Origin of the sequence: Salmonella sp. SAL00670 (assembly GCF_046552235.1) — a bacterium.
GTDB classification, from domain to species: Bacteria; Pseudomonadota; Gammaproteobacteria; order Enterobacterales; family Enterobacteriaceae; genus Salmonella; species Salmonella enterica.
In genome coordinates this window covers 205,337-225,443 of sequence record NZ_JBGDUO010000007.1, presented here as the reverse complement: position 1 = coordinate 225,443, position 20,107 = coordinate 205,337, and the positions used below count along the sequence as shown (strand labels likewise).

The 20,107-nt window shown below is 53.3% G+C and carries 17 protein-coding genes and 1 pseudogene; 10 read left to right on the top strand and 8 right to left on the bottom strand.

The window, feature by feature from the left end; genetic code table 11:
• The 3 genes and pseudogenes from ACLJRS_RS20425 to citS form a co-directional block, all read right to left on the bottom strand.
• Nucleotides 1-245 (bottom strand): annotated as a pseudogene (locus tag ACLJRS_RS20425) (oxaloacetate decarboxylase); the annotation flags it as partial.
• A 16-nt stretch (nucleotides 246-261) separates the two neighbouring features.
• Nucleotides 262-501, bottom strand: coding sequence for an oxaloacetate decarboxylase subunit gamma (locus tag ACLJRS_RS20420; RefSeq protein WP_001001154.1), 240 nt, complete (start codon nucleotides 499-501; stop codon nucleotides 262-264).
• A 158-nt stretch (nucleotides 502-659) separates the two neighbouring features.
• Nucleotides 660-2,000, bottom strand: coding sequence for a citrate/sodium symporter CitS (citS, locus tag ACLJRS_RS20415; RefSeq protein WP_000183602.1), 1,341 nt, complete (start codon nucleotides 1,998-2,000; stop codon nucleotides 660-662).
• Between the two features lie 244 nt (nucleotides 2,001-2,244).
• Between citS and citC the strand changes: the two genes are divergently transcribed.
• The 10 genes from citC to caiF all read left to right on the top strand — a co-directional run bounded on the left by citC (nucleotide 2,245) and on the right by caiF (nucleotide 14,374).
• Nucleotides 2,245-3,288 carry a [citrate (pro-3S)-lyase] ligase gene (gene citC / locus ACLJRS_RS20410; protein ID WP_001181453.1) on the top strand — a complete coding sequence of 348 codons (1,044 nt, stop codon included), beginning with the start codon at nucleotides 2,245-2,247 and terminating at the stop codon, nucleotides 3,286-3,288.
• 29 nt (nucleotides 3,289-3,317) lie between these two features.
• The gene (gene citD / locus ACLJRS_RS20405) at nucleotides 3,318-3,611 is read left to right on the top strand and encodes a citrate lyase acyl carrier protein (RefSeq protein WP_000691461.1); all 294 of its coding nucleotides are present in this window, start codon (nucleotides 3,318-3,320) and stop codon (nucleotides 3,609-3,611) included.
• Nucleotides 3,608-4,477, top strand: coding sequence for a citrate (pro-3S)-lyase subunit beta (gene citE, locus ACLJRS_RS20400; RefSeq protein WP_001247811.1), 870 nt, complete (start codon nucleotides 3,608-3,610; stop codon nucleotides 4,475-4,477). The genes citD and citE overlap by 4 nt, the downstream gene beginning before the upstream one ends.
• A gap of 10 nt (nucleotides 4,478-4,487) precedes the next feature.
• Nucleotides 4,488-6,008 carry a citrate lyase subunit alpha gene (citF, locus tag ACLJRS_RS20395; RefSeq protein WP_000665573.1) on the top strand — a complete coding sequence of 507 codons (1,521 nt, stop codon included), beginning with the start codon at nucleotides 4,488-4,490 and terminating at the stop codon, nucleotides 6,006-6,008.
• On the top strand, nucleotides 6,008-6,559 hold the full coding sequence (gene citX, locus ACLJRS_RS20390) for a citrate lyase holo-[acyl-carrier protein] synthase (RefSeq protein ID WP_000679050.1): 552 nt from the start codon (nucleotides 6,008-6,010) through the stop codon (nucleotides 6,557-6,559). The genes citF and citX overlap by 1 nt, the downstream gene beginning before the upstream one ends.
• Nucleotides 6,537-7,445 carry a triphosphoribosyl-dephospho-CoA synthase CitG gene (gene citG, locus ACLJRS_RS20385; protein WP_001103239.1) on the top strand — a complete coding sequence of 303 codons (909 nt, stop codon included), beginning with the start codon at nucleotides 6,537-6,539 and terminating at the stop codon, nucleotides 7,443-7,445. Before citX ends, citG begins: the two co-directional genes overlap by 23 nt.
• Before the next feature lie 179 nt (nucleotides 7,446-7,624).
• Complete coding sequence (gene dapB, locus ACLJRS_RS20380) at nucleotides 7,625-8,446, top strand: 4-hydroxy-tetrahydrodipicolinate reductase (RefSeq protein ID WP_000544032.1); 822 nt, start codon at nucleotides 7,625-7,627, stop codon at nucleotides 8,444-8,446.
• 864 nt (nucleotides 8,447-9,310) lie between these two features.
• The gene (gene carA, locus ACLJRS_RS20375) at nucleotides 9,311-10,459 is read left to right on the top strand and encodes a glutamine-hydrolyzing carbamoyl-phosphate synthase small subunit (RefSeq protein WP_000597275.1); all 1,149 of its coding nucleotides are present in this window, start codon (nucleotides 9,311-9,313) and stop codon (nucleotides 10,457-10,459) included.
• A gap of 18 nt (nucleotides 10,460-10,477) precedes the next feature.
• Nucleotides 10,478-13,705, top strand: coding sequence for a carbamoyl-phosphate synthase large subunit (carB, locus tag ACLJRS_RS20370; RefSeq protein WP_001126307.1), 3,228 nt, complete (start codon nucleotides 10,478-10,480; stop codon nucleotides 13,703-13,705).
• Between the two features lie 273 nt (nucleotides 13,706-13,978).
• Nucleotides 13,979-14,374 carry a carnitine metabolism transcriptional regulator CaiF gene (caiF, locus tag ACLJRS_RS20365; protein WP_000333324.1) on the top strand — a complete coding sequence of 132 codons (396 nt, stop codon included), beginning with the start codon at nucleotides 13,979-13,981 and terminating at the stop codon, nucleotides 14,372-14,374.
• A 77-nt stretch (nucleotides 14,375-14,451) separates the two neighbouring features.
• Here caiF and caiE read toward each other — a convergent pair whose 3' ends face one another.
• From caiE to caiA, 5 genes are all read right to left on the bottom strand, one after another.
• Nucleotides 14,452-15,048 (bottom strand): carnitine operon protein CaiE, encoded by a 597-nt coding sequence (gene caiE, locus ACLJRS_RS20360; RefSeq protein ID WP_000122863.1) that lies wholly within the window; start codon nucleotides 15,046-15,048, stop codon nucleotides 14,452-14,454.
• Nucleotides 15,049-15,157: 109 nt separating this feature from the next.
• Nucleotides 15,158-15,943, bottom strand: coding sequence for a crotonobetainyl-CoA hydratase (gene caiD / locus ACLJRS_RS20355; protein ID WP_000004381.1), 786 nt, complete (start codon nucleotides 15,941-15,943; stop codon nucleotides 15,158-15,160).
• Nucleotides 15,944-15,996: 53 nt separating this feature from the next.
• The gene (gene caiC / locus ACLJRS_RS20350; protein WP_000355801.1) at nucleotides 15,997-17,550 is read right to left on the bottom strand and encodes a crotonobetaine/carnitine-CoA ligase; all 1,554 of its coding nucleotides are present in this window, start codon (nucleotides 17,548-17,550) and stop codon (nucleotides 15,997-15,999) included.
• A 62-nt stretch (nucleotides 17,551-17,612) separates the two neighbouring features.
• A complete protein-coding gene (gene caiB / locus ACLJRS_RS20345) occupies nucleotides 17,613-18,830 on the bottom strand; it encodes an L-carnitine CoA-transferase (protein ID WP_001016212.1) in 1,218 nt (405 codons plus the stop codon).
• A 111-nt stretch (nucleotides 18,831-18,941) separates the two neighbouring features.
• Complete coding sequence (caiA, locus tag ACLJRS_RS20340) at nucleotides 18,942-20,084, bottom strand: crotonobetainyl-CoA dehydrogenase (protein WP_000347134.1); 1,143 nt, start codon at nucleotides 20,082-20,084, stop codon at nucleotides 18,942-18,944.
• Nucleotides 20,085-20,107: the final 23 nt, after the last annotated feature.

The following is a 20,107-nucleotide window of genomic DNA, read 5'->3' as shown; positions in this document are numbered from 1 at the left end:
CGCAGCAACATCTGCAGCGGGGTTTTGGGCATGGCTTTTTTCAGTTCGCGCAGGCGCAGCCACGGGTCTTCGCCGAGAAAGCGGATACAGGCGTCAAAGGTGGCGCCGCCCCAGCACTCCAGCGACCCGTAGCCCACGTCATCGAGCGCGGCGGCAATCGGCAGCATGTCATCAAGGCGCAGGCGGGTGGCGAACAGAGACTGGTGGGCGTCACGCAGGACGACGTCGGTAATGGCAATGGTCATGGATCCCTCCGGGAAATTAAACGTGGTGGCGGTGATGGTGAATGGCGGCGGCAATCACCGGCTTTAAGCGGGTGAAGTCGTCCACGACGGGAACGGCGCGCGGTGCGGGCGCGGCGACGGGTTCCGGGAAGAAGCGAGTAATCACGGCAGACATGCCGCGAATGGCAAAGATGAGCAGGAACAGAAAGCTCAGTACGAACCCCATCCCTAAAAACATCAGGGTGAAACCTTCACCCAGTAGTACAGCTTCGTTCATGAATCATTTTCCATAATGAGAGGCACGACGGTGGCCTTGACGACAGCCTTCCTGGTGAATCCGGCTAAGGAGTAGAGTGGATTTCCCTTGGCCACCTCTGGCTTTGGCCTCTACTTTTCTCCAGGTCGTTTGCGGCAAAGACACCGCCGTGCGTTTTTTTACACCATCATGCTGAACACGATGCTAGCGATAACCAGCACAATACCGCCGCCCAGACGAGAGGAAATTTGTGCATATGAAATGAGGTTCATACGGTTACAGGCGGAGAGCACTTCCAGATCGCCGGAGCCGCCGCGGTTGGCCATACAAAGACCCGCAGTAATGGATGATTCAATCGGGTAGAAGCCAATCAACCAGCCCCCGATAGCTGCGCCAACGACAGCGCCGACCACAATGATTGCGGCGATAACGACGTTCGCGAACGTCAGGGCATCGATGATCTCTTGCAGATCGGTGTAGCAAACACCCACACCTACCATCAGCACCCACAGTAGCTGTTTGGAGAAGAAGTCAGAAAGACGTTTCGCCCCGGCTTTAATCTCCGGTGAGCAAAGACCTGATGCGTTCAGCGCAGCAACAATCAGAACCATCCAGGCGAAGTAGTGAATAGAGACGCCGCCGATGCTTGGCAGAATTTTCTTGGCAACGACATAGGCCAGCAGGAAGCAGGTGGTGGATAACACCATGCCAACCGCCGTTTCACGATGGGTAATCTGACCGGCCTTTTCATCATCTTCGGTTTTGAAGGAAGCCTTACGAACCAACTCACCTTCACCGCTAAGCCAGGTGTATTTTTTGCCTATCATATCGAGGAGGGCGGCGAAAATAATGGCGAAGATATTCGCAATGGTCAGAATAGCAATAGCCGTTGAGTAATACTCTTCGCGAGAACGTCCGGTAACCGAGTGATAAATTTCAGACAGAGGCACGGCGCCCGCGCCGTTACCACCGCCCATAATCGGCAGAACGTACAGCATCATGATACGGTCGACCGGGATACCGAAGCACAGACCAATGACGATACCGAAAAGGGACGCGCCGACAATCCCGGCGAGGATGGTTGGGATATAGCCCAGCAGTGATTTTAATAGCAGCTTACGGTTTACCGACAGGATCGCGCCTGTGATCAACACTGCGATAAACAGGTTAAGGAAGTTGCTTTTATCCATTACGTTGCTGATCGCATCAATTTCTTTCTGCGTAAATATGCCAGCATAGACAAAATAAGCTGCAACCAGAAATATCATAACCGGTGCGCCGCCAATATATTTATTGAAGATCGGTAAACGTTTGCCGATTTCACCAAAAATGGCCCCCATCACAAACATAAGGGCAAAACCACCTACTAAGTCAGTCGGTATAGCATTATAAAAATGAGAAAGTAATAAAGTAATTAATGCAAAGGCATAAAGCGGTAGCGGCATACCAAAGATTTTGAATCTGAGTAAATCGCTAGCCCCCTTTTTCTCCGTCGCCGAAGCCTGGGTCATGTTGGTCATAAACATTTTCCTGTGTATTGATGGGTAACAAGACCCGCGCATACTAATAAATTCAATGAACCATGAGATGTGACTATCTTCACTGAATGGTTGTGTTTTTAATTAATTTAATTATTTTTATTAACTCTGGTTAATTAAGGAAATAAAAACCATAAAGCTTATAAAAGCAAGGGGGAAAGTGTGATGTCTATTCCAGACGAGTAATACAAACGCTGGCGAAATATGCGACGTTATTTGCTGACGGATGCAGAATAGAGTGAATCTAATATTTAAACGCATTTATTTGCAAAAGGATGTATTGCGTCGCGAGTCGGTCGCCATGTTTCTGGAGGGCGTGGGACTCGCCCTGGAAGACGATTGTGAAATCGCGGTATGCGCATATTGGCAGGGTGAGATAGTCGGGTGCGGTTCTCTGGCCGGGAGCGTACTGAAATGCATCGCCGTTTCCCCGGTTTTACAAGGGGAAGGGCTCAGCCTCAAACTGCTGACCGAGCTGCTTACATTGGCCTACGAGTTAAACCGCAGCGAGCTTTTCCTGTTCACTAAGCCGCAAAATCGGTTGCTGTTTTCTGGCGCGGGGTTTTGGCCCATTGCGCAGGCAGGTGAGCTGGCGGTGTTAATGGAGAACAGCAGTGAACGGTTAGCGCGCTTTTGTCGCCAACTGGCGCTTTATCGTCAACCGGGAAAAACGATCGGCGCCATCGTCATGAACGCCAATCCGTTTACATTGGGCCACCGTTATCTGGTGGAGCAAGCGGCTGCGGCCTGTGACTGGTTGCATCTGTTTGTAGTCAAAGAAGATGCTTCATTTTTTTCCTATACCGACCGTTGGGCGCTGATCGAACAAGGAATCGCGGGCATTGACAACGTCACGTTGCATTCCGGCTCCGCTTATATGATCTCGCGTGCGACGTTTCCCGGCTATTTCCTCAAAGAAAAAGGGGTTGTGGACGACTGCCATTGCCAGATCGATCTGCAACTCTTCCGTGAACATCTGGCTCCAGCGCTGGGGATTACCCATCGTTTTGTCGGCAGTGAACCGTTTTGTCCTCTGACCTGTGCCTATAACCAGCGAATGCACGACATTTTGCACGATCCGAAGCGTAGCGGCCCGGTTATTGAGGTCGTCGAGCTGGCGCGGGTGGAGAAAAACGGCGCGGCTATTTCCGCCTCTCGCGTCAGAAAACTGTATAGCGAACGTAATTGGTCGGCAATAAGCGCGCTGGTGCCTGCTGGCACCCTGGCATATCTGCAGCGGCATGCCGCCAGACACACTGAAACCATATGACGTAACACCGTTAACAAGGAACATAACTAATGAAAATCATTAAAGATGCCCTGGCAGGCACGCTGGAATCCAGCGATGTGATGATCAGGATTGGTCCATCCAGCGAGCCAGGAATTCGGCTGGAGCTAGAGAGTCTGGTGAAGCAGCAGTTTGGCGCGGCGATTGAGCAGGTGGTGCGCGAAACGCTGGCGAAGCTGGGCGTTGAACGCGCGCTGGTTAGCGTCGATGACAAAGGCGCGCTGGAGTGCATTTTACGCGCCCGAGTGCAGGCGGCGGCGTTACGCGCTGCAGAACAAACGGAAATTCAATGGAGTGCGTTATGAGACCACGTCGCAGTATGTTGTTTATCCCCGGCGCAAATGCGGCCATGTTGAGCACCTCGTTTGTCTACGGTGCGGACGCGGTGATGTTCGACTTAGAAGACGCCGTAGCGTTACGTGAGAAAGATACCGCCCGTCTTTTAGTCCATCACGCGCTTCAACATCCGTTCTATCAGGATGTTGAAAAAGTGGTGCGCATTAATCCACTGAACACGCCGTTTGGTCTGGCCGATCTTGAAGCCGTCGTGCGTGGTGGCGCGGATATCGTGCGTCTGCCGAAAACCGACAGCAAAAACGATGTGCTGGAGCTGGAAGCGCAGGTCGAACGGATCGAACGTGAATGTGGACGCGAGGTCGGCAGTACCAGGCTGATGGCGGCGATCGAATCAGCGAAAGGCGTGGTCAATGCCGTCGACATCGCCACCTCCAGCCCGCGCATGGTGGCAATTGCGCTGGCGGCATTTGATTACGTGATGGATATGGGCACCAGCCGGGGCGATGGCACCGAGCTGTTCTACGCCCGCTGCGCAGTGCTGCATGCGGCGCGCGTTGCGGGTATTGCCGCCTATGATGTCGTTTGGTCGGATATCAATAATGAAGAAGGCTTCCTGAAGGAAGTGCAGTTGGCGAAAGGGCTTGGTTTTAACGGTAAGTCCTTAGTGAACCCACGTCAGATTGAGCTATTACATCAGGCTTATTCTCCGACACGTAAAGAAGTTGAGCATGCGTATGAGGTGATTGCCGCCGCTGAAGAGGCTGAGTCTCGCGGTCTGGGCGTCGTTTCACTCAACGGCAAAATGATTGACGGCCCGATTATCGACCACGCGCGTAAAGTGGTGGCGCTGTCGGCTTCCGGTATTCGTGATTAAGGAAGGAACCATGAAAGAGACTGTAACCATGCTCAACCAGCAATATGTCGTACCGGAAGGATTACAGCCCTACCAGGGGGTAACAGCGAACAGCCCGTGGCTTGCCAGTGAAACGGAAAAGCGTCGGCGTAAAATTTGTGACTCGCTTGAAGAGGCTATCCGTCGTTCCGGGCTTAAAAATGGCATGACGATATCCTTCCACCATGCGTTTCGTGGTGGCGACAAAGTTGTCAATATGGTGATGGCGAAGCTGGCGGAAATGGGATTCCGCGATCTGACGCTTGCCTCCAGCTCATTAATTGATGCCCACTGGCCGCTTATCGAACACATTAAAAATGGCGTGGTGCGGCAGATCTACACCTCCGGGCTGCGCGGCAAGTTAGGGGAAGAGATCTCCGCTGGCCTGATGGAAAACCCGGTACAGATCCACTCTCACGGCGGCCGCGTAAAGCTGATTCAGAGCGGTGAGCTGAATATTGATGTCGCTTTCCTCGGCGTGCCGTGCTGCGATGAATTTGGTAATGCTAACGGCTTTAGCGGCAAGTCACGCTGCGGCTCTTTGGGATATGCGCAGGTTGATGCGCAGTATGCTAAATGTGTGGTGCTCCTGACTGAAGAGTGGGTCGAATTTCCCAATTATCCGGCCAGTATCGCGCAGGATCAGGTTGATTTGATCGTACAGGTGGACGAAGTAGGGGATCCGGAAAAGATCACCGCGGGCGCGATTCGTCTGTCCAGCAACCCGCGTGAACTGTTGATCGCCCGGCAGGCGGCTAATGTGATCGAACACTCAGGTTATTTTTGTGACGGTTTCTCGCTGCAAACCGGCACCGGTGGCGCATCTCTGGCGGTCACCCGTTTCCTGGAAGACAAAATGCGTCGCCACAACATTACGGCGAGTTTTGGCCTGGGCGGGATCACCGGCACCATGGTGGATCTGCATGAGAAAGGGTTGATCAAAGCGCTGCTGGATACGCAATCATTCGATGGCGATGCAGCCCGTTCGCTGGCGCAGAATCCACATCATATTGAAATCTCAACCAATCAATACGCGAACCCCGCCTCTAAAGGCGCGGCATGCGAACGCCTGAATGTGGTGATGCTGAGCGCGCTGGAAATTGACGTGAATTTCAACGTTAACGTGATGACCGGTTCAAACGGCGTACTGCGTGGCGCATCGGGCGGCCATAGCGATACGGCAGCAGGGGCCGATCTCACCATTATTACCGCACCGCTGGTCCGTGGCCGAATCCCATGTGTGGTGGAAAAAGTGCTGACTACCGTCACGCCTGGGGCAAGTGTTGATGTGCTGGTTACCGACCATGGTATTGCAGTGAACCCTGCGCGTCAGGATCTGCTTGATAACCTGCGTGCTGCGGGCGTGGCGCTGATGACCATCGAACAACTGCAACAGCGCGCTGAGCAACTGACCGGTAAACCGCAGCCGATTGAGTTTACCGATCGGGTGGTGGCTGTGGTGCGTTATCGCGACGGTTCAGTGATTGACGTGATTCGCCAGGTTAAAGGCTGATGAAGGGCACAGACCTGCTGTACCAGGGCCAGGCAGTTACGCTGGAGGAGATGCTACAAGCGCGCGATAAACGTGCCGCCAGGCAGCGTCAGGCGTTGAACTGCTATCGGCTACCGTTGATTTCCCTCACGCTGGTTGCACCGGGCGCCGTTAAAAACTCAGCGGTCTGGCGGCGTGTCGCCGATTACGCAATTGCCGAAATACTGGCGCTTTGCGAACAGAAGGAGTGGGTCAACGTCTGGGAAATGCAGGTAAATGAACGCAGCGGCCCGGAATGGATGGCAGCGGTCTGTGCGCCGGCAATGGCGTTGAAACAGCACATGTCGACACTAGAGATGAGCCATCCGTTAGGGCGGCTTTGGGACATCGACATTATTGATAGCGACGGTAAGTCGCTATCACGCCGTGAACTCGGGCATCCTGCCCGGCCATGTTTGATATGCCAGCAGGATGCTCATCTCTGTGCCCGGGGCAAGCATCACACCCTTGACCTTTTGTTGGATGAAATTGCACGAAGGATTGAATGCTATGAACGTGAGCGTTGTGACTGAACGGCGTACGCCAGCGTACTCATCGCTGGCGGCTGGCGAACTTAATGGGTTGGTTGCAAGAGCGCTGCTGACGGAAGCCAGGCTGACACCAAAACCCGGTCTGGTCGATATTCGTAATTCGGGAGCGCATAGGGATATGGATCTGGCGGCATTTGAACGTAGCACTACCGCCATTGCTCCATGGATGGAAAAGTTTTTTATCATGGGCAACAACACGGCGGCGCTGGCGGCAGAAAATGTCCTGGTGATGCTGCGTCCGCTGGGGATGGCCTGTGAGAACGATATGCTACAGGCGACCAATGGTGTGAATACCCATCGCGGGGCGATTTTCGCTTTTGGCCTGCTGAGCGCAGCGATTGGTCGACTTCTCGCGCGGGGAGAACCGTTGGAGCAAAATCGTATCTGCGACCAGGTTGCCCGCCTGAGTCGGAATATTGTTGCCCACGAGCTCTCAGCAAAAAAAGCGGGAAAACTGACAAAGAGTGAAACCCATTTCCAGTGCTATGGCCTGTCGGGCGCGCGGGGAGAAGCGGAAAGCGGTTTTCGAACCGTCAGAACGCAGGCTTTGCCGGTGTTTAACCGGGTCGTGCAGGAGCATGACGATACCCATCTTGCCCTGCTGCAAACATTGTTGCATCTGATGGCGTGGAATGATGATACCAATCTGGTGTCACGGGGAGGCCTGGAAGGGCTTTACTACGTGCAGCAGCAGGCACAAAAATTGTTGTGGCAAGGGGGCGTATTGGTTGAGGGGGGCATTGAAGCGATGCAGTCCCTCGATGATGAACTCATTCTGCGTAACTTAAGCCCTGGCGGTAGCGCGGATTTACTGGCAGTGACCTGGTTTTTAAGTCATTTTTCTGCCGGTTCCCTCTATTCTGAGTAAGTTTCTCTTCTTTCATTCTCTCCAGCAATGATTCATCCTGCGGGATGAATCATGTCTTTTACTGATATCGCTCCCTGTTTATCATTAATTTCTAATTATCGGCGATTTTAGATGGCGGCCTCCGGGCGCGCTGGTTACTCTGAAAACGGTTTACGCAATTTTTACAAAAGAGAATAGCTATGCATGAAGCACAAATCCGCGTCGCCATTGCCGGCGCCGGTGGCCGCATGGGACGGCAGTTAATCCAGGCCGCCATGGCGATGGAAGGTGTTCAGCTGGGTGCCGCGCTGGAGCGCGAAGGCTCTTCCTTGCTGGGCAGCGATGCTGGCGAACTGGCGGGGGCGGGAAAGTCCGGCGTGATCGTTCAAAGCAGCCTTGAGGCGGTAAAAGATGATTTTGACGTTTTCATCGATTTTACCCGTCCGGAAGGCACGTTGACGCATCTGGCGTTTTGCCGCCAGCATGGTAAAGGGATGGTGATTGGTACTACCGGCTTTGACGACGCCGGTAAACAGGCCATTCGCGAGGCGTCGCAAGAGATTGCGATCGTTTTCGCCGCAAACTTTAGCGTCGGCGTTAACGTCATGCTCAAGCTGCTGGAGAAAGCCGCGAAGGTAATGGGCGACTATAGCGATATTGAAATTATTGAAGCGCACCACCGCCATAAAGTGGATGCACCGTCGGGTACGGCGCTGGCAATGGGCGAGGCAATCGCCGGGGCGCTGGATAAAAATCTGAAGGACTGCGCGGTCTACTCGCGTGAAGGTTATACCGGCGAGCGCGTACCGGGCACGATTGGCTTTGCGACCGTACGCGCGGGCGACATCGTCGGCGAACATACCGCGATGTTTGCCGATATCGGCGAGCGCGTAGAGATTACGCATAAAGCTTCCAGCCGCATGACGTTTGCAAATGGCGCGTTGCGATCGGCATTATGGCTAAAAACGAAGAAAAATGGGCTATTTGACATGCGGGACGTGCTGGGGCTGGATGTATTATAGCGACTAAATACCTTCGTGATGTGGTTGTGGTAATCAAGATTAATTGATTACAAAGGGCAATATATTATTGCCCTTTTGTTTTTTTGCCCCCCGGTTATTCGGTCAGATAAATAACGCCTTTCGCCATTCATGTTTCGACAGTTTCTTCGCCCACGGCATGTTCTGCCGCAGTGGCTTACCGTATGCAAAAGGCACCTCGACCAGACTGATAAGACTGATATCCATTGGGGGGTTAGTGCTGTTCCACGGGATCGTTTTATCTATTTTGCTTCAATAAGTTAGCTTTTTTATGCTGTAGTGAGGCTGTTTGTGGTCCAATCGTATGCGCCTGTCTTAAAGAAAAAGAAGTTAGATATTAATATCTAAATTTGAGTTATCATTATATTGCCTTAACTTGCTGTTTTTTTGTGATTTTATGATGCGTTTGATTTGATTTTTTCTTTTTATAACAAGTTGATTTTTAAGTTATTTTTGTTTTTAATTTTCTTAATTTTGAATTTTTATTAATTTAATAACATTAATGGCTATTAAATGAATTTTTATCGTTGTTTTTTGTTGTTTTAATGTGAAATTTGACCATTTGGTCCACTTTTTATCATGACAGCCAGTTTTTTGCGAACTCAAGGAAGCGCAAGCGTTTTCTATCGTCACTTAGTTGATCTTTTTGCCTCTTAAACAGAATAACTTACTTATAATGTGCAAAATAACATAAAAAATACCCGCTTTAAGTTGACTTTTATCCGGCTTAACTTCAGAATGCCGCCGTTTGCCAGAAATCCACGGGTAAGCAAATTTGCATTGCTTCATACTGACTGAATGAATTAATATGCAAATAAAGTGAGTGAATATTCTCTGGAGGGTGTTTTGATTAAGTCAGCGCTATTGGTTCTGGAAGACGGAACCCAGTTTCACGGTCGGGCCATAGGGGCAACAGGTTCGGCGGTTGGGGAAGTCGTTTTCAATACTTCAATGACCGGTTATCAAGAAATCCTCACTGATCCTTCCTATTCCCGCCAAATCGTCACTCTTACTTATCCCCATATTGGTAATGTCGGCACCAATGAAGCCGATGAAGAATCTTCTCAGGTTCATGCGCAAGGTTTAGTGATTCGCGATCTGCCGTTGATTGCCAGCAACTTTCGTAACACAGAAGACCTCTCTTCTTACCTCAAACGCCATAACATCGTGGCGATTGCTGATATCGATACCCGCAAGCTGACCCGACTGCTGCGTGAGAAAGGCGCACAGAACGGCTGCATCATTGCAGGCGATAGCCCGGATGCGAAGCTGGCGCTGGAAAAAGCGAAAGCATTTCCTGGACTTAACGGTATGGATCTGGCGAAAGAAGTGACCACGGCGGAAACTTACCGCTGGACGCAGGGTAGCTGGACGCTGAAAGACGGTTTACCGGAAGCGAAATCTGAGGATGACCTGCCGTTCCATGTGGTGGCCTATGATTTCGGCGCGAAGCGCAACATCCTGCGTATGCTGGTGGATCGCGGCTGCCGCCTGACGGTGGTGCCAGCGCAAACCTCTGCTGAAGAGGTGCTGAAAATGAATCCGGACGGCATCTTCCTGTCAAACGGCCCTGGCGACCCGGCTCCGTGCGACTACGCCATCGAGGCGATTAAGAAATTCCTCCAGACCGACATTCCTGTGTTCGGCATCTGCCTCGGCCATCAGCTGCTGGCGCTGGCGAGCGGTGCGAAGACCGTTAAGATGAAGTTCGGCCATCACGGCGGCAACCATCCGGTAAAAGATATGGACCGAAACGTGGTGATGATCACCGCGCAGAACCACGGCTTTGCGGTGGATGAAGACTCGCTGCCCGCCAACCTGCGCGTGACCCACAAGTCGCTGTTCGACGGCACCCTGCAGGGTATTCATCGTACCGACAAACCGGCGTTCAGCTTCCAGGGACACCCGGAAGCCAGCCCCGGCCCGCACGATGCGGCGCCGCTGTTCGATCACTTTATCGAGCTTATTGAGCAATACTGTCAGTCCGCGAAATAATCAGGAGTAATAAGAGCCATGCCAAAACGTACAGATATAAAAAGCATCCTGATTCTGGGCGCGGGCCCGATTGTTATCGGTCAGGCGTGTGAGTTTGACTACTCCGGCGCTCAGGCGTGTAAAGCCCTGCGCGAAGAGGGCTACCGCGTTATTCTGGTGAACTCCAACCCGGCCACCATCATGACCGACCCGGAAATGGCCGATGCCACCTACATCGAGCCGATTCACTGGGAAGTGGTGCGCAAAATCATTGAAAAAGAGCGTCCGGATGCGGTGCTGCCGACCATGGGCGGCCAGACCGCGCTGAACTGCGCGCTGGAGCTGGAGCGGCAGGGCGTGCTGGAAGAGTTCGGCGTCACCATGATTGGCGCCACCGCCGACGCCATTGATAAAGCCGAAGACCGTCGTCGCTTCGATATCGCGATGAAGAAAATTGGTCTCGACACCGCGCGTTCCGGTATCGCACACACTATGGAAGAAGCGCTGGCGGTTGCCGCTGACGTGGGCTTCCCGTGCATCATCCGTCCTTCCTTTACCATGGGCGGCACCGGCGGCGGTATCGCTTACAACCGTGAAGAGTTCGAAGAAATCTGCGAACGCGGTCTGGATCTCTCGCCAACCAACGAACTGCTGATTGATGAATCGCTGATCGGCTGGAAAGAGTACGAGATGGAAGTGGTGCGTGATAAAAACGACAACTGCATCATCGTCTGCTCTATCGAAAACTTCGATGCGATGGGTATCCACACCGGTGACTCCATCACCGTGGCCCCGGCACAGACGCTGACCGACAAAGAATACCAAATCATGCGTAACGCCTCGATGGCGGTACTGCGTGAAATCGGCGTCGAAACCGGCGGTTCTAACGTCCAGTTCGCAGTGAACCCGAAAAACGGTCGTCTGATCGTTATCGAAATGAACCCGCGCGTCTCCCGCTCCTCGGCGCTGGCGTCGAAAGCCACCGGTTTCCCGATTGCCAAAGTGGCGGCCAAACTGGCGGTAGGTTACACCCTCGACGAACTGATGAACGACATCACCGGTGGCCGTACGCCGGCGTCGTTTGAGCCGTCTATTGACTACGTTGTCACCAAAATTCCGCGCTTTAACTTCGAGAAATTCGCCGGTGCTAACGACCGTCTGACCACCCAGATGAAATCGGTCGGGGAAGTGATGGCGATTGGTCGCACGCAGCAGGAATCCCTGCAAAAAGCGCTGCGCGGCCTGGAAGTGGGCGCCACCGGCTTCGACCCGAAAGTCAGCCTCGACGACCCGGAAGCGCTGACCAAAATCCGCCGCGAGCTGAAAGACGCGGGCGCGGATCGTATCTGGTATATCGCCGATGCCTTCCGCGCAGGCCTCTCCGTCGACGGCGTGTTCAACCTGACCAACATCGACCGCTGGTTCCTGGTACAGATTGAAGAACTGGTGCGTCTGGAAGAGAAAGTGGCTGAAGTCGGTATTACCGGCCTCAACGCCGACTTCCTGCGTCAGCTGAAGCGTAAAGGGTTTGCCGATGCGCGTCTGGCGAAACTGGCGGGCGTACGCGAAGCGGAAATCCGTAAGCTGCGTGACCAGTATGACCTGCACCCGGTTTACAAACGCGTGGATACCTGCGCTGCGGAATTCGCCACCGATACCGCCTACATGTACTCCACTTATGAAGATGAGTGCGAAGCGAACCCGTCCGTTGACCGCGATAAAATCATGGTCCTCGGCGGCGGCCCGAACCGTATCGGCCAGGGTATCGAATTTGACTACTGCTGCGTACACGCCTCGCTGGCGCTGCGCGAAGACGGTTACGAGACCATCATGGTCAACTGTAACCCGGAAACCGTCTCCACCGACTACGACACTTCCGACCGTCTGTACTTCGAGCCGGTGACGCTGGAAGACGTGCTGGAAATCGTGCGCATCGAGAAGCCGAAAGGCGTTATCGTGCAGTACGGCGGCCAGACCCCGCTGAAGCTGGCGCGCGCGCTGGAAGCGGCAGGCGTGCCGGTTATCGGCACCAGCCCGGACGCCATCGACCGCGCGGAAGACCGTGAACGCTTCCAGCATGCGGTTGACCGTCTGAAGCTGAAGCAACCGGCCAACGCCACCGTCACCGCCATTGAACAGGCTGTCGAAAAAGCGAAAGAGATCGGCTACCCGCTGGTGGTACGTCCTTCTTACGTGCTGGGCGGTCGGGCGATGGAAATTGTCTATGACGAAGCCGACCTGCGTCGCTACTTCCAGACGGCGGTCAGCGTCTCTAACGATGCGCCGGTGCTGCTGGACCGCTTCCTTGATGACGCGGTTGAAGTGGACGTGGACGCTATCTGCGACGGCGAAATGGTGCTGATTGGCGGCATTATGGAGCACATTGAGCAGGCGGGCGTACACTCCGGCGACTCCGCCTGTTCCCTGCCGGCCTACACGCTGAGCCAGGAAATTCAGGACGTGATGCGCCAGCAGGTGCAGAAGCTGGCCTTCGAGTTGCAGGTGCGCGGCCTGATGAACGTGCAGTTTGCGGTCAAGGACAACGAAGTCTACCTGATTGAAGTCAACCCGCGTGCGGCGCGTACCGTACCGTTCGTCTCCAAAGCCACCGGCGTGCCGCTGGCGAAAGTGGCGGCGCGCGTGATGGCCGGCAAATCGCTGACCGAGCAGGGCGTGACCAAAGAAATTATCCCGCCGTACTACTCGGTGAAAGAAGTGGTGTTGCCGTTTAACAAATTCCCGGGCGTTGACCCGCTGTTAGGGCCAGAAATGCGCTCCACCGGGGAAGTGATGGGCGTGGGCCGTACCTTCGCGGAAGCGTTCGCTAAGGCGCAGCTGGGCAGTAACTCCACCATGAAGAAACAGGGCCGTGCGCTGCTCTCCGTTCGCGAAGGCGACAAAGAGCGCGTGGTGGATCTCGCCGCTAAGCTGCTGAAACAGGGCTTTGAGCTGGATGCCACCCACGGTACGGCGATTGTGCTGGGCGAAGCTGGTATCAACCCGCGTCTGGTGAACAAGGTGCACGAAGGTCGTCCGCACATTCAGGACCGTATTAAGAATGGCGAATATACCTACATCATCAACACCACCGCAGGCCGCCGCGCGATTGAAGACTCCAGGGTGATTCGCCGCAGCGCGCTGCAGTATAAAGTGCATTATGACACCACGCTGAACGGCGGTTTTGCCACGACGATGGCGCTCAATGCCGATGCCACCGAGAAGGTAACCTCGGTGCAGGAAATGCACGCGCAGATCAAAAAGTCGTAAACAAAGGGTCCGGCGGATATTGCTCTAACCGGACCTGTAATATAATGTTGAAAGGGTTTCTGTAAAGAAACCCTTTTTTTATCTTGCGTAAGGTCATTCCTGGAGAAGTCCGTTTCCGTAACCACATTTTCAATGTAATAAGCACGATATTGCTCACACTAATCAATATTTAAGTCGCATACTATCTTGCATATCCACAATTTTAATATGGCTTAGTTTTTATTAGTTTGGACAGGCCGTAGCCAGATTTTTAATTTGTGAAATGGTGTGCTTATGTGTGAAAAATATGTTGAAAGACCGCTTTATTTGTTAATTGCTGACTGGATGATGGCAGAGAACCGATGGATCACTGCCAGGGAGATTTCCCGTCAATTTGATATTGAACATTGCAAAGCAATTAATACGCTCTCCTATATTCTGTCAGAAGTGGGGGAAATTGTTTGTGAAGTGAAGATGATCCCTAACCAAATTGCAGGACGAGGCTGCCAGTGCCAGCGTCTGGTGAAAGTCGTGAGTATCGACTCTCAACTCTATCGCCGATTGAATCATAATTTGCAGGAAAGAAAAGTGAGCGTGGCGAAAGCGCCGCGGCTGTCTGCCGTTCCCCCCACAGAGCTAAACCGTGAGCAGAAATGGCAGATGATGCTCTCCAAGAGTATGCGTCGCTAATTGTCTGTTTAACCTGTTGGCGGGGTAAACGGTAATTGACGCGTAGGCCGGATAAGCGTGAGCGCATCCGGCATCAATTACTGTGCTGATTTTGGCTTCACGTCCGTCGTGCCTTTCAGGCGTGGCCGGTTTTCTTCGACCTGCGTTAACGGCTTCGTTTCAGATAACCCCGTTCGACAACGGATCGCAAGATCCTGATATTCTTTGGTATTGAGGCGTTTCCAGTGCAGCTCCTGGTCCGTAACCTGGCGTAGTACGCGCGCCGGTGATCCCACCAGCAGTTGCCTTGCCTCACCCTGAAATCCGGCTTTGACAAAACTCATGGCGGCGACAATGCTCTCTTCGCCAATCACTGCGCCGTCCATAATGACGCTATTCATGCCGACCAGGGCGTCCCGTCCCACCACGCAGCCATGTAGAATAGCGCCGTGGCCGATATGGCCGTTCTCATGCACGATGGTATCGGTATCGCAGTAGCCATGCATAATGCAGCCATCCTGCAGATTAGAGCCGGCCTCCAGGATCAGGCGACCATAATCCCCACGCAATGACGCGAGTGGGCCAATATAAACACCGGCGCCCACGATGACATCGCCAATCAGCACGGCGCTGGGATGGACAAACGCGTCCGGATGCACCACCGGGATCAGTCCTTCAAAGGCGTAATAGCTCATAGTTGTACCTCGGTTTTTTTGTCGGATGGCGGCGTAAATACCTTATCCGGCCTACGGTTGCGCATGTGCTGTAGGCCGGATAAGCGAAGCGCCATCCGGCATAGTCACATTAACGACCTTTCCACACCGGAGCGCGTTTTTCGGCAAATGCCTGCGGTCCTTCGAGCGCATCTTCTGAATGCAGTACCGACGGATAATGCTTCAGTACGCCGCTGCGGATGTAGCGGTAGCCTTCTTCTACCGGCATTTCGCTGGTCGCGCGATAAATCTCTTTCAGCGCCGCGATAGCCAGCGGGGCGCTATTGACCAGTTGTTGCGCCAGTTCGCGCGCGCTATCCATCAGTTCGCTCTGGCTGACAACGCGGTTCACTACTCCCCAACGCAGCGCTTCTTCGGCGCTCATTCGTCTGCCGGTCATTACCATTTCGTTGACGATAGCCGGCGGCAACAGCTTAGGCAGGCGCAAAACGCCGCCGCTGTCAGGCACGATGCCGAGCTTTGCTTCCGGCAGCGCGAAGCTGGCGTTTTCGGCGCAGACAATAAAGTCCGCCGCCAGCGCCAGCTCAAAACCGCCGCCAAACGCGTAGCCGTTCACCGCGGCGATAACCGGCTTATCGAGGTCAAATATTTCGGTTAAACCGGCAAAGCCGCCGGGACCAAAATCGGCATCCGGCGCTTCACCTTCCGCTGCCGCTTTTAAGTCCCAGCCAGCAGAAAAGAATTTCTCCCCGCCGCCGGTAATGATTGCTACGCGTAATTCCGGATCGTCACGGAAATTAAGAAAAGCTTCACCCATTGCAAAGCTGGTTTTGGCATCAATGGCATTCGCTTTAGGTCGGTCGAGGGTAATTTCCAGGATCGGGCCGTTACGGGTCAGATGTAATGACTCACTCATAGTTCATCTCCAGATAAATAGTTTCCCGGCGGGAGGGATTCCTGCCGGAAGGTTTATTTCAGATTTTTTTTGATTATTTTTCCTGAACAGTTGCGCGGCAGGTCGGTTCTGATCTCCATAAAAGAGGGAACCTTGAATTTCGCCATATTGTTTTCGCAAAAGCTGAAAAACTCGGCTTCGCTTAATGTTTCACCTTCATTAAGGACGATAAACGCTTTAATGGCTTCATCACGGATCGCATCTTTAATACCGACCACCACAATGTCCTGAATTTTCGGATGTGCAGAAATAATATTTTCCAGCTCGACGCAGGAGACATTTTCTCCGCCGCGTTTAATCATGTTGCAGCGCCTGTCGACGAAATAAAAATAGCCATCCTCATCCTGATAGCCCGAATCACCGGTATGTAACCAGCCCTCAGGTTCCAGCGCTTTGGCGGTAGCCTCCGGCTGCATGTAATACTCTTTGAAGATAGTCTTGCCGGGGATGCCTTTAATACAGATTTCGCCAATTTCTCCGGCGGGCAGCGGGCGATTTTGATCGTCGCGAATTTCAGCTTCATAGCTAAAACCCACGCGACCAATGGAAGGCCAGCGCCGTTTGTCTCCGGGACGGTCGCCAATAATTCCGACAATGGTTTCAGTCATACCATAAGAGGTCAGCAGCCTGACGCCAAAGCGTTCGGTAAAATCGTCTTTTTCCTGCTCGGATAAATTGAGATAGAACATCACTTCGCGCAGGTGATGCTGCCTGTCCGTTGGTGCGGCGGGCTGGACCATCAGCGTGCGGATCATCATCGGAATGCACTCGGTCACCGTCGCCTGATATTTACGTACCTGATCCCAGAATGCCCGGGCGCTGTACTTTTCCAGGAGCACAAAGGTGCTGCCGGCGGAAAAGGCTGGCATTGCGGCGGTACACTGGCAGTCGATATGAAAAGCGGGCATCACCGTCATGTACACGTCATCATCGCGCAGGGCGATTTGCCAGGCAGAGTAGTAGCCTGCAAAACGCAGGTTGTAGTGGGTAATTACCACCCCTTTTGGACGCGAGGTGGTGCCTGAGGTAAACAGAATTTCCGCCGTATCGTCAGTGGATAACGCGGGCGTATAGCACAGCGTGGCCGATTGACGTGCTTGCAGTTGGGAAAAGTGGCTCACGCCATCGTCAGCCGGAAGCTGCTCGCCAATCAGACAGATATGATTAAGCGGAGTGCTATTGTCCTGGCGTATTTCACGGTACATAGGATAAAACTGGGCGCTGGTAACCAGCAGACTCACCTGGCTGTTTTGCAGGATCCAGGCGCTTTCTTCGCCCAGTAAGCGGGCATTAATCGGCACCATAATGGCGCCGATTTTTGCCAGTCCAAACCAGCAAAAGATGAATTCCGGACAGTTATCCAGATGCAGCGCGACCCTATCACCCTTGCGGATCCCTAAGGAATAAAAAAGGTTCGCCGTGCGGTTAATCTCTTCATTGAGCGAAGCATAGCTAAACTGCCGAACGATTCCCTCACAGGATTCGAAAATTAACGCCGTTTTATCTCCGTACACCCCGGCCAGGTCGTCCCACATCTGACGTAAGTTTTGTCCGCCAACGATATCCATATTGCTTTATCCACTGAAATCAGGCGTGAGCGCTAACCGGAAAACCGATTAGCGCATCGCGTTTAATCCTCAACTTTGGCCAGGCCTTTGCCGACCAGTTCCTTAATATCTGCTTCGCTATAACCAATGTTTTTCAGAATGGCGGCGGTATCCATGCCGTGTGACGGCATGCCACGCCAGATTTTCCCTGGGTTGTTTTTAAATTTCGGCATGATGTTCGGCCCTTTACAGGTGCGACCGTCCATTGTTTGCCACTGAGTAATCGATTCGCGGGCAACGTACTGCGGATTACCTTCCAGTTCCGGAATGGTGAGCACCTTCGCACAGGCGATATTCAGCTCAGCAAAGCGCGCCTGAACGTCGGCGATAGTGTGTGTTGCCAGCCAGGCGTCCAGTTTCTCTTCGACGAGCGGGCCGTAAGGGCATTCCACGCGATGGATGAGCTGCGTGCCTTCCGGAACTTCCGGCGTACCGAGAATGTGGGCCAGGCCAATATCTTTAAAACACTCGTTGATTTGCGTGATGCCGACCAACTCCATGACGATGTAACCATCGGCGCATTTATACAGGCCGCAACCAGCGTAGTAGGGGTCTTTCCCTTTCGTCATACGTGGACAGATTTCGCCGCCGTTGAAGTAGTCCATCATGAAGTACTGACCCATGCGCAGCATCACTTCGTACATGGCGATATCGATGCTTTCACCTTTACCCGTTTCGCGTACTTTGTGCAGGGCCGCCAGCGCGGCTGTCGTCGCGGTCATCCCGGAGAAGTAATCGGCGGTATACGGGAAGGCTGGCATCGGCTGATCAACGTCGCCGTTTTGGATCAGATAACCACTGAATGCCTGCGCGATGGTGTTATACGCCGGAAGATTGGTGTACTCCTCGGTACCATACTGGCCGAAGCCGGAAAGGTGGGCAATGACCAGTTTCGGGTTATGTTCCCACAGCACTTCATCAGTAATACCACGGCGGGCAAAGGCCGGGCCTTTACTGGCTTCAATGAAAATATCGGTAGTTTCCATCAGTTTCAGAAACGCTTCCCGACCTTCATCTTTGAAAATATTCAGCGACAGGGCGTGCAGGTTGCGGCGTGAGAGCTGCGGGTAGTTAGGCTGTACGCGGATGGTATCGGCCCATGCGACGTTTTCAATCCAGATAACCTCGGCGCCCCATTCGGCGAACATCTGTCCGGCGAATGGACCGGCGATTTCGATTCCTGAAAAAACAACGCGTACCCCAGCAAGCGGGCCAAAGGTTGGCATTGGTAAATGATTCATCATTTTTCTCCTGGCATTTTTTGCGGTATGTAGGCCGGATAAGCACAGCGCCATCCGGCATGATTGCCTGATGGCGACGCCCCGCGTCTTATCAGGCCTACAAGGGATCGATTAGCGGTATTGCTTAAGTACCGCACGACCCAACGTCAGGATCTGCATTTCATCAGAACCACCAGAAACACGGTCAACGCGCAGGTCACGCCAGAAACGCGTGATGCGGTGGTTGCCCGCGATACCAACACCTCCCAGTACCTGCATGGCGGTGTCTACCACTTCAAACGCGGCGTTGGCGCAGAAGTATTTGCACATTGCCGCGTCGCCGGAGGTAATCGTGCCGTTATCCGCTTTCCACGCGGCTTCCAGCAGCATATTTTTCATGGAGTTCAGTTTGATCGCCATATGCGCAAACTTCTCCTGAATCAGCTGGAAACGGCCAATAGCTTCACCAAACTGCACGCGCTGATTCGCGTAACGCGCAGCGTCTTCAAAAGCGCACATTGCGGTACCGTAGTTGGTCAGCGCGACGAGGAAGCGTTCATGGTCAAACTCTTCTTTCACGCGGTTGAAGCCGTTACCTTCCCGACCGAACATGTCTTTCTCGTCCAGTTCAACGTCGTCAAAGGTGATTTCACAGCAGCTATCCATGCGCAGACCGAGTTTCTCCAGTTTGTTGACCTTGATACCCGCTTTGCTCATGTCCACAAACCACTCGGTGTAAACCGGTTTATCCGGCGATGCACCGTCTCTCGCCATGACCACGATGTACGGGGTATAGGCGCTACTGGTGATAAAGCACTTACTGCCATTAAGATAAACCTTACCATTTTTGCGTGTATAAGTGGTTTTCAGACTACCAACATCCGATCCCGCTCCCGGTTCGGTGATAGCAGAGTTCCACATCTGCTTACCGGTGCCCCGGAACGCCATGATTTTATCAATTTGCTCCTGAGTCCCTTCACGCAGGAAAGTGTTAAAACCTCCTGGCAATTGGTACAACACGTAAGTTGGCGCGCCAAGACGTCCCAGCTCCATCCAGACGGCGGCGACGGTAACAAAACCCGCTTCCAGACCGCCGTGTTCTTCCGGGATCAGCAGGCTATCAATACCCATATCCGCCAGCGCTTTTACAAAACGCTCAGGGTAGACGCTGTCACGATCGCACTCGGCAAAATAAGCTTCCCAGTTCTCACTGGCCATCAGTTCGCGAATACCGGCGACAAACAGCTCCTGTTCGTCATTTAAGTTGAAATCCATCTTTCAGCCTCTTGATCAATTGG